Genomic DNA, 15,171 nt, shown 5'->3' on the forward strand with positions numbered 1-15,171 from the left:
ATGAATAAAAGATACAACATATTGGTTTTTCCCTGCGGCTCTGAGATAGGCCTGGAACTGTATCGCTCCCTGCAGTATTCCGTGCACATTCACCTCGTCGGCGCCAGCAGCATAGATGACCATGGCAGGTTTGTATATCCCAACTATGTGAACAGCGTACCCTTTGTAGATGATCCGCGGTTCATACCGGCTATCCGCGCCATCGTGGCTGCGCACAATATCGATGCGATCTACCCCTCCATGGATACCGTGATCACCAGGCTATCGCTGGCGCAGGCGGAGATCGGCTGCAAAGTCATCGCCTCTCCGGTGGCCACCACAGAAATATGCCTGTCCAAGAAAAAGACTTACGAATACTTTTCAGCTATCATTCGCGTACCGCACCTGTTTTCTTCCCTGGATCAGGTGCAGCAATACCCGGTGTTCATAAAGCCCGAGGTAGGCTACGGCTCCCGCGGCGCTAAATTGATCCTCACGGAAGAACAGGGCCGCCAGCACCTCGCCGAATACCCGGGCGCCCTCATACTCGAGAACCTGCCCGGAGAAGAATACACGGTAGACTGCTTCAGCGACAGCGAAGGCAAGCTGCTCTTCTCCCGCCCGCGCAAACGGGAACGTATCAGCAATGGTATCAGTGTGCATACAGTGCCTGTCAACGAACGCCTGGAGGAGTTTAACGCCATTGCACAACAGATCAACGACCACCTGCCCCTGAGAGGCGCCTGGTTCTACCAGGTGAAAGAAAGTGCTGCAGGCGAACTGGTACTGTTGGAAATAGCCAGCAGGCTGGCCGGCTCTTCCTCCCTCTATCGTAACCTGGGCGTGAACTTTGCGCTGCTCAGCATTTTCGATGCCTTTGGCCATAAAGTGAGCGTGTTTCATAATAACTATCCCATAGAGCTGGACCGCGCCCTGGATAATAAATACAAGATCCAGCTGGAGATCACAAAGGCCTATGTAGATTTTGATGATTGCCTCCTGCTGAACGGACAGGTGAACGTGCAGCTGGTAGCCTTGCTGTACCAGTTCCTCAATAAAGGCATTAAGATCATGCTCATCACAAAGCACGACAGGGTAGTGGAGGATACCCTGGCCCGTTACCGCTTGCTTAATATTTTCGATGAGATCATTCACCTGCCCAGGGAAGATTGCAAATACCGCTATATACAACCGGAAGGGGCCATTTTTATAGACGATTCTTTCGCAGAAAGGTACCAGGTGCATCAGCACCTGCACATACCTGTATTTGCGCCGGATAATATCGAATGTTTACTGGACTAATAAAACCATACAATGAGGATCTTACACACATACTGCCTGAACTACAACATAGGTGACTATGCGCTGGGCATCGGCGTCAAGAACCTGCTGCGCGAATACCTGGATGTAGACCTGATAGGAGAGACCAATCTCCAGGGAACCGTCTTTAACGAGTACTTCATCGACGTCATTAACAGGAATTATGATCTGCTGGTGATCGGCGGCGGTGGCATCATTCACGGCGCCCACTGGCCCAATGGCTGGTTCTGGCTGATAGATAAGGAGAACATCAGCAAAATCAAGATCCCCTTCATTGTTTATGGTGTTGGCTACAACTATTTTAAAGACGAACAGGGTATCCCTCCTCATGGGGTGGAACACCTGAAAGAAACCCTCGCCCATGCCGCCTATTTCTCCATCCGCAACGATGGCAGCTATGAAAGGCTGAAAGACCAGACAGGCATCGATGTGCCTGAAATACCGGACCCTGGTTTCTTTGTACATCTTAACACGTATTACGAGCGACCTGAAAAAGAGCCTTATGTCATCCTGCAACTGGCTAATGATAAACCCGAATACCGTTTCGGTAAAGGCGATGAGTACAACAGTTTCGTGGAGAATATCCGGGCGGTTGTCCGTGCCATCACGCCCCGTTATAAAGTGATCCTCGCCCCGCATGTACTGGCAGATGTCAGTCTCTCAGAAGAAGTGGCGCAGGGCCTGGATAATACTCAGGTGTGGAATTTCGGTAAATATGCTTTTGATCATTCCGATAAGGCCGTGGCCTGGTACCAGTATGCAGAATACGCACTGGCTATGAGAGGGCATGGCCAGATAGTGCCCATCTGCTTTAACGTGCCGGTCATCTCCTTGGAAAATCATCCCAAGCACAGGGGCCTCATGGAAAAGCTGGGCCTCGCAGATTACAATGTCAGCGTGCACGATGCACACTTTGTAGATAAATGTACGGCCCTGGTAAGGCAGCTGGAAATGAATAAAGACGCCCTGCGGCAGCAGTTGAAGGGCATCAATCAGCGCCTTTACCAGGATACAAGGGCCGCGTTTGAACAGATTAAGGAACGTATCTCATTTATCACCTGTTAATTTGGTTTGGAATGCCAGCAGAATGTAGTAACAACCGCTTAGTATACCACATCTTTAACGCCAGGCAGATCCACCTGGTGCCGGGCTTCATCACACAGTTCCGCGACATCGGCCTCCGGTTCGGTATTCCAACCCGCTTTGTATTGTGCAGCTATTCGCCGGATGTATATGAAAGGTATAAGAAGCTGATCGATGAGATAGGCGCAGATAAATTTGAGCTCATAGAAGACAGCTGGGGCCCGCTGCTGGCCCGGATGAACAGGATGTTAAACAACAGGAACAGCAAGTTCATTATCCATGGCATTGTACTGAAATTATGGTACCTGCTGTCTACCCTTTATACCTATCAGGCCCGGCGCTTTTCCTGGGTATGCTGGGGTAGCGGCATAGAAGAAAAAGGGGCTTTGCAGAACATCATGAAAAAACGCCTGTACAATTCCTTCAATAAGATCAACTGCCTCATGTCGTCTGACAAGAACGATCTGAAGGCCAGGTTCAGGGTGGATGGTAAAGCACATCTCATTCCTTACGTTTCAAACTACAACCTGGAAGAGCTGGATCATATTGCCCCCTATTTTAGTGCAGATAAGGTGAACGTGCTGGTAGGCCATCGCGCCACGCCTTATCTCAATCACGTTGCGCTCTTACAGCAACTGAGCCGCCATGCCGACAGGAATATCCGCGTGATCTGTTTCCTGAACTATGGTTCAGACGACAAGCAATATATCCGCCGGGTACTGGAAGCAGGTATAGCCATGTTCGGCGATAAGTTTGTGCCCATTACCCAGCTGCTCAGCAAGGATGAATATGAAGGCGTCATGAAATCAGTAGATGTTACCTTGATAGCAGGTAAAGGACAAGCCGGACTGGGCGCCATTTACCGCACTATTCTGTACAAAGGCAGTGTTTTCCTCGACGGGGATGGCAAGAACATGGAATGGCTGCAATACATGCAGGTAAAGGCCTGCAGGATCGAAGACCTGCCCCGTTACAGTTTTGAAGAATTGGTTTCAGCGATCAGCGAGCAACAGAAGCTGAAGAACCAGCGGATGTTCCTGGAATTTGTTGATAAGAAAAGATTGTTGGATCAATGGAAAGACTTTATCGTGATGGATTAAAAATATTTTATGAAATATCTGTCAGTATTGTTGGTCATGTCTTGCCTGCTGCCGCTAATGGCTGCGGGGCAGACAGGTGATGCCGGGTTCAATATCTATATCTTTCCTGCTTACTATAGTAAGAATGTATGCGACTATGTGTTGAGCAATAATGGAAAGGAAGCGCATTTGCTTCCCCAATCGGTAATAGACCCTAATAAAGACCAGGAAGTAGATGAGGAATCCATTAAACGCTATACAGCAAAGTTCTACCCGGATGCGGATGCAAGCGGCTTGTTCATCATCGACTGGGAAGCCAAGCCATATAACGACCTGAAGAATGATAAGAACGATCCGAAGTTCCAGGCCGCAGTGGCTAAATATGTGCAGGTGATCAATGCCGTTAAAACATTCCGCCCCAAGGTAAGGGTAGGCATCTACGGCCTGCCTTTCAGGTTCTTTGGCAACAGCGGAAAAACACAGGATGCCGCCAACCTCGACGGATTGCTGTCCCGCTGCGATGTGATCACCCCCTCGTTCTATATCGTGTATACAGACGAACAGGTGGGCGCTCCCAAAAACATGGATTACCTGAAGCAGAACCTCGACCAGGCCTTAAACAGCGGCCAGCGCCTGAACAAAGAGGTGATCCCCTTTTTCTGGTACAAGGTACATCCGGGCAACAAAAGCTTCGGGATGGCAGTGCTTTCCAAAGACAAAATGCAGCGTTACCTCGACTTTCTCACCAAGTATAATTACCAGGGTAAAAAGATCAACGGTTTGATATGGTGGGAAGGCGGGCCAGTGGCCCAAGGCACGCCCGGCAACGACCGTAATCAGGCAAGGGCCTTTTCTGCAACGCCCGGCAGCGGCGGTTCAGACCGGGACAGTATTATCGTGAATTACCTGGGGCCTTTTCTTAAAAAAGATAAATGATCTATGGCATACGTGAACAGGATAAGAGCATATTTAATGTTCCTGGCGAACTTTCTCAACTTCGCAGGCTATTCTGCGGGCCTGGTAGTATTATCTGGCATGGGTATGCTGTCGCTGTCAAGAGAGCTTACCATACCCATCCGCCTGCTTATTTTAGCCTGCCTTGTCGGCGCGCTTTGCCTGCAGGGAAAGATTTTCAGGAATGAACGGCTGTTTCCTTTCATCCTTTTCGCCGCATGTTACCTGGCACGTATCATCATCGAAATATTCAAAGGCCATACGCCACATGTAGGCGTAGCGGAGATCCTGCTCTATTTCCTGGCTTTCGCGCTGCTGCCTGTATTGATCCTTGGCAGCCTGAAGCTCAGCGTGAAAGATTATAGTATGATCAGGAATGCAGTGCTGCTATCCTGCCTGGCGCTGGCGGTGCTCACTCTTATATATTTCCGCGGCGTGATCGGCACCGTTGGGAGGATTGGCAAAACGGGGGAAGATGGCATCACCTACGTATCTCCCCTGATCCTCTCATACTGCGGAACAATGGGCTTGGGAGTGGCTATCAGTTACCTGATGGAGAACAAGGTGAAGTTCTTCTCCAGATTATTGCTGCTGACAACCATTGGCTTTTGCCTGATCCCTTTTTACCTGGGCTCATCCAGGGGATCCATCCTGGCACTCTTCCTGCCTTTTGTGCTGCTATTCCTCTGCAAGTGGAATATCGTGGCCAGTATACGGATGATAGTACTGGTGCTGGTAATAGCAGCCCTTGGCATCTACCTGGGAGAGATGTTCGGAAGCAGCCTGGTAGACCGGTTTACTAACATCGGCGCAGACATTTCCGCTAAAACAGAATCCGCCGTACGCCTGGAAATGTGGAAGAGCGGGCTGGAGCAGTTTGCAGACAACCCGGTCTTTGGCAACTTCCTCGAAGTGGAAGCATTCCGCATGTATCCCCACAATATTATAGTGGAAGTGTTACTTTCAACAGGCATCATCGGCCTGATCCCTTTTACCATGATGATCATCGGCGGTTTCAGGACGGTGTGCTGGATCTTCAGGCATAACCCGCAATACGCATGGCTGGGCGTGATCTATGTACAGAGCTTCACCCAGAACATGTTCAGCGGATGCCTGTATAATTCCAGCTGGATATGGTTCTCCTTAGGACTTTTATATGCATTTGAATACAGTATAAAGTATAGCAGCAAAGCAGCTTATGGAGGAAGCTGGCATATGCCCAGGATATTAGCTAACCAGAATTAAAGCGATCGAATATGTCTGAAGCCAAAAGTGTAGTAAGCTTGTTTTACCCATCATTAGTGCATTACCGGAAAACACTTTTCGAGCACTTGTGGAATGATAGCAATGTAGATTTCCACATTATCTGTTCTACCGGTACCGCCTACACCGCCCTGGAAAATTTTATACCCGATAGCCGTTACCAGCACGCTATCTCCTACACAAAGCTGGCCACCCTCCGCCTGTTCAATCATCGCATGATCTTTCAGCCAGGCAGTATTGCCGCCCTGTTAAAAACAAAGCCGGAACACATCATCTTTTTCGGTTTTGATCCGCATATCATCTCCACGATCTGGACATTTCTATTTGCCAAATACATCCTGAGAAAAAAGGTGTACTGGTGGGGCCATGGCGTAGCCGGCCACCAGGGGCGCTTCGGACAGCTGTTCAGAAGGTTTTTCTATAACAGGAGCAACGGCATCCTGGTCTACTCAGGGCGTGGTAAATCAGACCTCATCAATATGAATGTAAAGGTGCCCATCGTGGTAGTGGGGAATGCCCTGAACAACGAAGATTACGGCTTTAAGAGCGGGGCTATAAAAAAAGATTTTGATGTGCTGCGTATCATATTTTCCGGCAGGCTCACCAAAAGGAAACAGCTGCCCGTGCTGATAGCCGCCCTGCAGGGCTTGCAGGAAAGCATGCGTTTTGAATGCGCAATAGTAGGCGACGGTCCCGAAAAAGACAGCCTGCAGCAGATGATAGACCGGCAGGGTATCAAAGGGATAACATTAACCGGCGCGCTGTATGGAGAAGCCCTGAAAGCATATTACCAGCGTTCGCATTTATGTGTAATACCCGGGGATGCCGGCCTTACCTTGATCCATGCCATGTCTTTTGGCGTGCCCGTGATCACGCATGGCGACTTGCGCGCCCATGGCCCCGAAATAGAGATCCTGCAGGAAGGAGTGAACGGGGATTATTACCACAAATATGATGTTGAAGATCTCAGGCGGAAGATCATAAAATGGCGTGAGCTGATCTTTGAAAAGAAAGATGCAGTTGGCGAGCGCTGTATTGAAAGTGTGCGGCATATTGGTTATACGCCGGAGGTAGTAGCCAAGAATATTTTATCCATCCTTAGGTAAAAAATCGATAGCCATGTCAGTAAATTTGAAGATTACCATCGTTGCAGGCGCCCGGCCCAATTTTATGAAAATTGCTCCCATTATTGCCGCTCTCCGGCAAAAGCAGCAGCAGGGCTTTGAGATCAGCTATCGCCTGGTGCACACCGGCCAGCATTATGACGCCAACATGAGTCAATCCTTTTTTGAGCAGCTGGGCATTCCACAGCCCGATATCAACCTGGAATCAGGCAGTGGCTCGCAGGCAGAGCAAACTGCCAACATCATGCTGCGCTTTGAAAAAGACCTTGCCGCGTATCCCAGCCAGCTGGTACTGGTAGTAGGCGATGTTACTTCTACGCTCGCATGTTCTATTGTAGCTAAAAAGATGCTGGTGAAAGTAGCGCACGTAGAAGCGGGTATCCGCTCCGGCGATATCACCATGCCGGAAGAGATCAACCGCATGGTGACAGACGCGATCACCGATTACTTTTTTACTACCTCTGATATTGCAAATGAGAACCTGCAACGGGAAGGCAAAACACCTGATCAGATCTTCTTTGTAGGCAACACCATGATAGATACCCTGCTCAGGCACCGGGAGCGTTTTATACAACCGCCCATCTGGCAGGAGGCGGGCCTGTCGCCGCAGCAATACCTGGTAATGACCCTGCACCGCCCTGCTAACGTGGATGAAGAAGCGCACCTTGCGCTGCTCATCAACGAGATCATGCGCAATAATCATGGCCTGCCCGTGATCTTCCCGGTGCATCCCCGCACGGCCAAACAGCTGGAACGTATCGCCCTGGCGCATCCCCTGCTGTATCTTACCACCCCGCTGGCTTATCTCGAGTTCAACTACCTGGTAGAAAGGGCCAAAGCCGTGATCACAGACTCAGGGGGTATTACCGAAGAAACTACCGTGATGGGCGTGCCCTGCATGACCCTGCGCAATAGTACTGAAAGGCCGGAAACCTGTACCCTCGGTACCAACATGCTCCTGGGAACAGATCCCGCCGCACTGGCGCCGGCCATGGACCTGCTTTTTGCAGGCAAATGGAAGCAGGGCAGCATACCGCCCCTGTGGGACGGCCATACAGCAGAACGTATTGCTGATAAACTGGTAGCGCTCTTCAGTCTTAAACCTCAATCTGCGATCGTAGTATGAACCAATGGAATACTTTAAAAAGGAGTGTGGATGTAGCCCGCAATATGGGATGGAGATACATGGCCTTCCGTTCAGTTTATGAGCTGCAGCTGAAAAGCGGCAGGCTCAGAAAGAATTTTCCTGAAGCCCCGCCTTTTGTGCAATACCTTTCCCTGGAACAATGGAAAGCATCTTCGGTGCGCTTCTTTTTTCGCAGCCGCGACGAAATGATCGTACCTAAAGTGCCGCTGCCTTCCCTGAAAGAAAGATACCAGCAGATCAGGCAGGGACGCTTTCCTTTTTTCAATGGCCCGCTTTTGGACCTCGGACAGCAGCATAACTGGATGCAGAACCCTGATACCGGTTATATCTATGATGCTGCCCGCCATTGGACCACCATCAACGATTACTCCCGCGAAGCCGGCGATATCAAGTATGTATGGGAAAAGGCCCGCTTCGCCTACCTGTACGATGTGATCCGCTACGATTATCACTACAATGAGGATTGCAGCGCCTGGGTATTTGCAGAGATCCTGTCATGGATCAACGCCAACCAGGTAAATTGTGGCCCCCATTATAAATGCAGCCAGGAGATCAGCCTCCGCGTCTTGAACTGGACTTTTGCGCTCTTCTACTATCGTAACGCAGCCGCGCTCACCAGTGAAGTGTTTGATAAGATCCAGTATGCTATTTACTGGCAGCTGCATCACGTATATGAGAATATCAATTTCTCCAGGATAGCGGTCCGTAACAATCACGCTATCACCGAAACCCTGGCTTTGTACCTGGGTGGTTTGCTCTATCCCCAATTGCCGGGGGCCGCCAAATGGAAGGCCAGCGGCAAATACTGGTTCGAACAGGAAATAGCCTACCAGGTATATGCAGATGGCTCCTTCCTGCAGTTCTCCATGAACTATCACCGGGTAGTGGTACAATTGCTTACCTGGGCATTACGTTTGGCGCAGCTGAACGGGGAACAGTGGAGCGGTATGGTGCTGGAGCAAAGCAGGCAATCACTTGTTTTTTTACGTGCAGCCATGAACGATAGCAACGGCTGGCTGCCCAATTACGGCGCTAACGACGGCGCGCTTTTCTTCCGTCTTAACGAGCGCCACTATCGCGACTATCGTCCGCAGCTCCAGGCCCTGGCCGTGTTGCTCGATATGGATGCCGCCGTGCCGGAAACCTGCGAAGATGTCTACTGGTATGGCCTTCGTCCGGGCAACCGCCTAACGCCGGTGCTGCAGCCCTTTAAGTCCTGCTACCAGTTCACTGCCGGCGGTTACTACATATGCAGGGAAAAAGACGGGCTTACTTTCCTGCGCTGCGGCAATCATAAAGACCGTCCCTCACAGGCGGACAACCTTCATCTCGATATCTGGTACAAAGGCATGAACGTCCTGATGGATGCGGGCAGTTATAAATACAATACAGATGAAGCAACCCTGCGATATTTCATGGGCACTGCCTCTCATAACACGGTGATGCTGGGGGATCACGACCAGATGGAAAAAGGCCCCCGCTTTATCTGGTATAACTGGACCCAGTGCGAAAGCGCCAGCCTCCGCGAAACAGGTACCGAGTACATCTGGGAAGGCGTGATCACCGCTTTCCGGCATGTGGGAAGAGGTATCCGGCATTTTCGCCGCGTCAGGAAAATGAAAGATCGTCCTGTCTGGATCGTTGAAGATCACATACACAATAAACCGCCCGGGCTGCTCATGCATCAGCTCTGGCATACTCCGGTGCCTGAACGTTTGAAGTGGAGCAGTTATGACCGTGGCGGTAAGCTGCTGCAGCCGCAGCGGCGGGCCGGTAAGCATGCTGCCTTATACGGGATAATGGAAGCAAGCACGGAGATCGTTTTTACAACAGATTGCGATAAGATCACCACTGAGATCAGTGTAATATAAAGGCTATGAATATTCTTTTGATCCACCAGTATTTTTTAGAAGAAGATGATCCGGGCGGTTCCCGCTGGAATGAGATCACCCGTTCCTGGACAGATGCGGGCCACCAGGTGACCGTGCTGGCAGGCATGATCCATGCTAACGGCGCAGAAAAGCGGCCGGAATACAAAGGACGATACTTTAAGCAGCGGCAGCAGGGAAAGGTGAACGTCTGGCGCTGCCATGTCTCAGAATCTTACAACAGGAATTTCATGGGCCGCCTCTGGGGATATTTCTCTTTTATGTTCTCCTCACTCTGGGCCGGACTGTTTAAAACCACCGCGAAATTCGATGTGGTGATCGTAACCTCTCCGCCTTTGTTCGTAGGCTTTTCCGGCTACCTGCTGTCACGCTTTAAACGCATGCCGCTGGTATTTGAAGTGCGGGATCTCTGGCCTGAATCTGCCATAGATACCGGCGTGTTGAAGAATGGCCTGATCATCAGGTTGGCCTACTGGTTTGAAAAATTCATCTACAAAAAGGCTACGCTGATCAATGTGCTGACGCCTGCATTTTATAACTCCCTGCGCGATCGTAAGCAGGTGCCTGAAAGTAAGCTGATACTGATCCCGAATGCAGCAGATTTTTCATTGTCAGATCACCTGCTGTCTTCTTTCGATACGGCCGCCTTCCGCCGCCAGCATCAATTGGAGAACAGGTTTGTGATCACTTACGTAGGAGCGCACGGGGTGGCAAACCATCTTGAGCAGATACTGGACGCTGGCCGGCAACTGGAAGATACCCCGGTGTTGTTCCTGCTGATAGGACAAGGCATGGAGAAACCTCGTTTGCAAAAGCTCGCGGCAGAACAGGGCGTGCGTAATGTACGCTTCCTCGACCCGGTGCCTAAACAGGAGGTGTTCAAATACATCCTGGCATCCGACATGGGCGCCTCTGTGCTGAAGAAAGTGGATACCTTCAAAACAGTGTATTCCAACAAAACCTTTGATTATATGGCCTGCAGGAAACCCATCCTCATGGCCATAGACGGCGTATCGCGCGAGCTGGTGGAAACCGCCAGGGCGGGTACTTATGTGGAGCCGGAGAACATTGCAGAATATAGCCGCATCATCCGGGAATACCTGCAGGATCCGCAACGCCTTTTACGGGAAGGAGAAAGCGGTTTCCGGTTTGCACGGGCAAATTTTGACAGGCAGGTATTGGCCGCACGTTACCTCGAACATTTAGAGCAAAAAGTAATGAAAGAAGAAAAATGCCTGGATATAAAGATATCATCAAGCCATTGACCGACCGGCTTGTTGCACTCATCCTGCTGGTGTTGCTGCTGCCGGTGTGGCTGCCGCTGACGGTGCTGTTATGGATCGTCAACGGCGGAAAGCCTTTTTTCTTTCAGCAGCGGCCGGGTCTTAACGGGAAGGTGTTTGTGCTGATGAAGTTCAAAACCATGACGGATAAACGGGATCCATCCGGTAAGCTCCTGCCCGATGCGCAGCGGCTTAGCCCATTGGGCCGTCTGGTTCGCAAAAGCTCGCTGGATGAACTGCCCCAGCTGGTCAACGTTGTAAAGGGCGATATGAGCCTGATAGGGCCACGCCCCTTGCTGGTGGAATATCTGCCGCTGTACAACGATGTGCAGCGCAGAAGGCATGCCGTGCGTCCCGGCATTACCGGCTGGGCACAGGTGAATGGCCGCAACGCTATCAGCTGGGAGCAAAGGTTTGAATATGATGTATGGTACGTGGAGAACATCAGCCCTGTGCTGGACCTCCGGATCATATGGCTTACCCTGCTCAAGGTATGCAGGGCGGAAGGCATTACGCAGCAGGGACATGCAACGGTGGAAAAATTTACCGGGAACTCAATTATATGAACAGCATATGAATAAAGTGTATTTGTACGGAGCCAGCGGCCATGGAAAAGTGATCGCCGAAATTCTGGAACAGAACGGCGACACTGTCCAGGGCATTTTCGATGATAACCCTGCTATCACAGGATTGCTGGACTACCCCGCGCTGGGTGAATTTGACGCCGCTAAACTAAGCGGCAACGCGCAGGTGATCATCTCCATCGGTAATAACGATAATCGCCGTAAAGTGGCGCTCCGGCTTAATGTGCCCTTTGCCACTGCCGTACATCCCTCTGCCAGCGTATCCAAAAGAAGTACGATAGGAGAGGGCAGCGTAGTAATGGCAGGTGTGACCATAAACGCTGACGTAAGTGTGGGCGAACATGTTATCCTCAACACCAATTGCTCTGTAGACCACGATTGTGAATTGGGCAATTTTGTGCATGTTTCTCCCAATGTAGCGCTGGCAGGTAATGTGAAGGTAGGAGAGGGCACCCACCTGGGTATAGGCTCTTGTGTGATACAGGGTATCATCATCGGCAAATGGGCCACGATTGGCGCCGGTACCGTAGTGATCACCGACGTGCCCGATAATGCCGTGATCGTAGGCAACCCCGGCAGGATCATTAAATATAGCAAAGGAACCCTGGCTTCTTAACACCATTGTATATGTTTATGCACCAAAAAATATGGCTCTCGCCTCCCCATATGGGAGAACAGGAGTTTGAATATGTAAAGGAGGCATTCAGTTCCAACTGGATCGCCCCCCTGGGCCCTAACGTAAACGGGTTTGAAGAAGACCTGGCCGCCTTTACAGGCGCGGGGCATGTGGCGGCGCTATCATCCGGTACAGCAGCCCTGCACCTGGCGCTGGTTCTCCTGGGCGTACAGCCGGGCGATGAGGTCATCTGCCAGAGCATGACCTTCTCTGCATCCGCCAATCCCATCATATACCAGGGCGCCACGCCGGTATTTGTAGACAGCGAGCCTGATACCTGGAACATGGATCCTTTGCTGATGGAAGAGGCCATAAAAGACAGGCTTTCAAAAGGCAAAAAGCCCAAGGCGATCATCCCGGTGCATCTGTATGGTATGCCCGCAAAGATGGATGAGATCCTGCAGATTGCCGCAGAATATGACATACCTGTAATAGAAGATGCCGCTGAAGCGCTCGGCTCCGTCTATAAAGAAAAAGCCTGCGGCACATTGGGCCGCCTGGGCATTCTTAGCTTTAACGGCAACAAGATCATCACCACCAGTGGAGGCGGCGCGCTGATAGGAGAGGAGGAAGAGATGATCGCGAAGGCGCGTTTCCTGGCCACGCAGGCCCGTGATCCGGCGCCGCATTATGAGCATAGCCATATAGGCTTCAATTATCGTATGAGCAATGTTTGCGCTGGTATCGGCCGCGGACAGATGCAGGTGCTGCACTGCCGTGTTTCACAACGCCGGGCCAACTATCAGCGGTATCTTAAACATCTCTCCGTTTTGCCGGGGCTGCAGTTCTCCACAGAGCCGGAAGACTGCTTCAGCAACCGCTGGCTGACCACTATCCTGGTAGATCCTGCGTCCAGCGGTGGTATTGACCGGGAAACAGTCAGGTTGGCATTGGAAAAGGTCAACGTTGAATCCCGGCCTTTGTGGAAGCCGATGCACCTGCAACCGGTATTTGCGGGCGCTCCGGCCTATGTAAATAATGTTGCAGAAAGTCTCTTTAAACAGGGTCTATGCCTGCCAAGTGGTTCCAGCCTGCAGTCGGAGCAATTAGATTATATAGCCGGTCTTATTAAAGCCTTATGGTAACATATCCTTTAACCATAAAAAAGATACTCTACAATGGTATGCTGATCCCTGTTCTTTATGGTATTTGCATGATCATTGTTACACATCAGCACTACCTGTTTGCTGATTTCGATGGCGCCATGCATTACTTCGCAGGTGAAGACATCTACCGCGGCAACGGTTACCGCGGATGGGGTTCTCACTTCTGGCCGCCTTTATACCCCTTGCTGAGCGGTGCATTAGGCAGATGGATGGATGGCGCGGAAGCCGCCAGGCTGATTTCCGTGGTCGCTGCCTCCCTGTTGCTGTTGATAGCGCACAGGTTTGTGTACAAGCTCTCACAGAACAACATGATCGCCTGTCTGGCCCAGCTGCTCATTGCCACTAACTTTATGTTTGTGCTGCTAAGCATAAAGGCCGAGAACCATATGATCGATGCCCTGTTCTATGTGCTGGCCATCTTTCTGTTATTACAAAGCCTGGAGAAAGACAATGTGGCCCGGTATTTTCTCACGGGCGTAGTGTGCGGACTGGCAGGGCTTTCCCGTTATACCAGTTATTCGCTGATCCCTGCTTTTGTAATTACGCTTTTCTGTTTTTACAGGCCCCGCCGTGCTTTTCTCTATGCAGGGATCATCGTGGCCGGTTTTGTACTGGTATCCAGTCCCTGGTGGGCCGTTAATTATCTTGACAACGGGTCGCCGCTCTCCACCTGGCAATATATGAATATAGGCGCCGGCGTATTTTCCGGTACCGGAAGCAGATGGTGGTGGTATTGGTCAGGTATAGATGGCGTGCAGTCAATAGGAGACATTATGCTGCAGCGGCCGGGAGGCTACCTGCTTAACTTTTCCAGGAATCTTGTCAAAAGCCTCTTCCTCATTGCGACGAAAAGCCAGTTAACAGGCGTCATTTGCATCGCCGCTATATGCTTGCTCATTTACAAACAGTATCGCCGGCAGCTACTGCTGTTGCGTGATCGCGTTTTCCTGCCCGTACTGATCGCGCTGGTATGTTACATACTGCTGGTATCACAGGCTTTTGTTTTCGACGAGGTGTTTATAAGCTGGATCGTACTGGTAGTGATCTACGGCGCCTACGCCATCTACCGGCTCGGCCAGGACGCCAGCCTGTTTCGAAAATACAGGCCTGTTATACTGACGGCGATAGTGGTGGTGATAGGCCTTGATGTAAGCTATACTAACTGGAAGCTGAACAATTACATGAGCGATGTTACCGGTATGGAAGAGAACAGGCAGATAGTCGAGGCCATTAAAGCCCGTGAAGGTAACCTGGAACATAAAGTGGTAATGACCATTCACCCTGCCAGGGCCTATTACCTGCGCTCGGGGTATATTATGCTGCCGCCCTACTATGAAGGCGATCTGAACGGGCTCGTAACCTACCAGGGAATGAGCTACAAAGTAAGAGATCATGCGCCCCGCTTTCCTTCTACCATTAACATCAATAATCTGAAAGTAGATTACCTTATCTACGATCGCTGGGCGGCCAAATGTTTACCACAGTTTTCCTTTCTGCTCAATAAGAACAGCACCCGCATTCCTGCTAACTTCCAGCTGGTATACTTATCCCCGGCGGTAGCGGTATATAAGATCAACGAACAGTATGTGCATCAAAAAAACTAAGCAGCCCCTGAAAATAATTTCTTTAATTTATTTTGTACTATTAAGTACATAATATACATTTGTGGGAGGAAGCTATTTTT

13 protein-coding genes are annotated in these 15,171 nt (G+C 50.6%); all 13 read left to right on the top strand.

Features of this window, described 5'->3' with window-relative positions:
• From ACR9Y8_RS28885 to ACR9Y8_RS28945, 13 genes are read left to right on the top strand one after another with little or no spacing between them, the layout of a single operon-like run.
• Window positions 1-1,281, top strand: coding sequence for an ATP-grasp domain-containing protein (locus ACR9Y8_RS28885; RefSeq protein ID WP_481216779.1), 1,281 nt, complete (start codon window positions 1-3; stop codon window positions 1,279-1,281).
• A 12-nt stretch (window positions 1,282-1,293) separates the two neighbouring features.
• A complete protein-coding gene (locus ACR9Y8_RS28890; RefSeq protein WP_481216780.1) occupies window positions 1,294-2,364 on the top strand; it encodes a polysaccharide pyruvyl transferase family protein in 1,071 nt (356 codons plus the stop codon).
• An 11-nt stretch (window positions 2,365-2,375) separates the two neighbouring features.
• Complete coding sequence (locus ACR9Y8_RS28895) at window positions 2,376-3,482, top strand: TDP-N-acetylfucosamine:lipid II N-acetylfucosaminyltransferase family protein (RefSeq protein WP_481216781.1); 1,107 nt, start codon at window positions 2,376-2,378, stop codon at window positions 3,480-3,482.
• 9 nt (window positions 3,483-3,491) lie between these two features.
• Window positions 3,492-4,397 (top strand): hypothetical protein, encoded by a 906-nt coding sequence (locus ACR9Y8_RS28900; RefSeq protein WP_481216782.1) that lies wholly within the window; start codon window positions 3,492-3,494, stop codon window positions 4,395-4,397.
• Window positions 4,398-4,400: 3 nt separating this feature from the next.
• A complete protein-coding gene (locus ACR9Y8_RS28905; RefSeq protein WP_481216783.1) occupies window positions 4,401-5,660 on the top strand; it encodes an O-antigen ligase family protein in 1,260 nt (419 codons plus the stop codon).
• A gap of 11 nt (window positions 5,661-5,671) precedes the next feature.
• Complete coding sequence (locus ACR9Y8_RS28910) at window positions 5,672-6,784, top strand: glycosyltransferase family 4 protein (RefSeq protein WP_481216784.1); 1,113 nt, start codon at window positions 5,672-5,674, stop codon at window positions 6,782-6,784.
• Window positions 6,785-6,797: 13 nt separating this feature from the next.
• Complete coding sequence (wecB, locus tag ACR9Y8_RS28915) at window positions 6,798-7,928, top strand: non-hydrolyzing UDP-N-acetylglucosamine 2-epimerase (RefSeq protein ID WP_481216785.1); 1,131 nt, start codon at window positions 6,798-6,800, stop codon at window positions 7,926-7,928.
• Window positions 7,925-9,820: an alginate lyase family protein gene (locus tag ACR9Y8_RS28920; RefSeq protein WP_481216786.1), complete on the top strand. Its 1,896-nt coding sequence runs from the start codon at window positions 7,925-7,927 to the stop codon at window positions 9,818-9,820. The genes wecB and ACR9Y8_RS28920 overlap by 4 nt, the downstream gene beginning before the upstream one ends.
• Window positions 9,821-9,825: 5 nt before the next feature.
• Window positions 9,826-11,103, top strand: coding sequence for a glycosyltransferase family 4 protein (locus tag ACR9Y8_RS28925; RefSeq protein ID WP_481216787.1), 1,278 nt, complete (start codon window positions 9,826-9,828; stop codon window positions 11,101-11,103).
• On the top strand, window positions 11,070-11,687 hold the full coding sequence (locus ACR9Y8_RS28930) for a sugar transferase (protein ID WP_481216788.1): 618 nt from the start codon (window positions 11,070-11,072) through the stop codon (window positions 11,685-11,687). The genes ACR9Y8_RS28925 and ACR9Y8_RS28930 overlap by 34 nt, the downstream gene beginning before the upstream one ends.
• A gap of 7 nt (window positions 11,688-11,694) precedes the next feature.
• Complete coding sequence (locus tag ACR9Y8_RS28935; RefSeq protein WP_481216789.1) at window positions 11,695-12,321, top strand: acetyltransferase; 627 nt, start codon at window positions 11,695-11,697, stop codon at window positions 12,319-12,321.
• A gap of 17 nt (window positions 12,322-12,338) precedes the next feature.
• Window positions 12,339-13,466: a DegT/DnrJ/EryC1/StrS family aminotransferase gene (locus ACR9Y8_RS28940; RefSeq protein ID WP_481216790.1), complete on the top strand. Its 1,128-nt coding sequence runs from the start codon at window positions 12,339-12,341 to the stop codon at window positions 13,464-13,466.
• The gene (locus ACR9Y8_RS28945; RefSeq protein WP_481216791.1) at window positions 13,460-15,091 is read left to right on the top strand and encodes an ArnT family glycosyltransferase; all 1,632 of its coding nucleotides are present in this window, start codon (window positions 13,460-13,462) and stop codon (window positions 15,089-15,091) included. Before ACR9Y8_RS28940 ends, ACR9Y8_RS28945 begins: the two co-directional genes overlap by 7 nt.
• Window positions 15,092-15,171 lie beyond the last annotated feature (80 nt).

This window comes from Chitinophaga sp. SVR4-12A, from assembly GCF_056754765.1.

Coding starts and splice junctions, on each gene's coding strand:
- ACR9Y8_RS28910 (WP_481216784.1), top strand. CDS start 5,672: ATGTCTGAAGCCAAAAGTGTAGTAAGCTTGTTTTACCCATCATTAGTG.
- ACR9Y8_RS28890 (WP_481216780.1), top strand. CDS start 1,294: ATGAGGATCTTACACACATACTGCCTGAACTACAACATAGGTGACTAT.
- ACR9Y8_RS28930 (WP_481216788.1), top strand. CDS start 11,070: ATGCCTGGATATAAAGATATCATCAAGCCATTGACCGACCGGCTTGTT.
- ACR9Y8_RS28895 (WP_481216781.1), top strand. CDS start 2,376: ATGCCAGCAGAATGTAGTAACAACCGCTTAGTATACCACATCTTTAAC.
- ACR9Y8_RS28885 (WP_481216779.1), top strand. CDS start 1: ATGAATAAAAGATACAACATATTGGTTTTTCCCTGCGGCTCTGAGATA.
- ACR9Y8_RS28905 (WP_481216783.1), top strand. CDS start 4,401: ATGGCATACGTGAACAGGATAAGAGCATATTTAATGTTCCTGGCGAAC.
- ACR9Y8_RS28900 (WP_481216782.1), top strand. CDS start 3,492: ATGAAATATCTGTCAGTATTGTTGGTCATGTCTTGCCTGCTGCCGCTA.
- ACR9Y8_RS28920 (WP_481216786.1), top strand. CDS start 7,925: ATGAACCAATGGAATACTTTAAAAAGGAGTGTGGATGTAGCCCGCAAT.
- ACR9Y8_RS28945 (WP_481216791.1), top strand. CDS start 13,460: ATGGTAACATATCCTTTAACCATAAAAAAGATACTCTACAATGGTATG.
- ACR9Y8_RS28935 (WP_481216789.1), top strand. CDS start 11,695: ATGAATAAAGTGTATTTGTACGGAGCCAGCGGCCATGGAAAAGTGATC.
- ACR9Y8_RS28925 (WP_481216787.1), top strand. CDS start 9,826: ATGAATATTCTTTTGATCCACCAGTATTTTTTAGAAGAAGATGATCCG.
- wecB (WP_481216785.1), top strand. CDS start 6,798: ATGTCAGTAAATTTGAAGATTACCATCGTTGCAGGCGCCCGGCCCAAT.
- ACR9Y8_RS28940 (WP_481216790.1), top strand. CDS start 12,339: ATGCACCAAAAAATATGGCTCTCGCCTCCCCATATGGGAGAACAGGAG.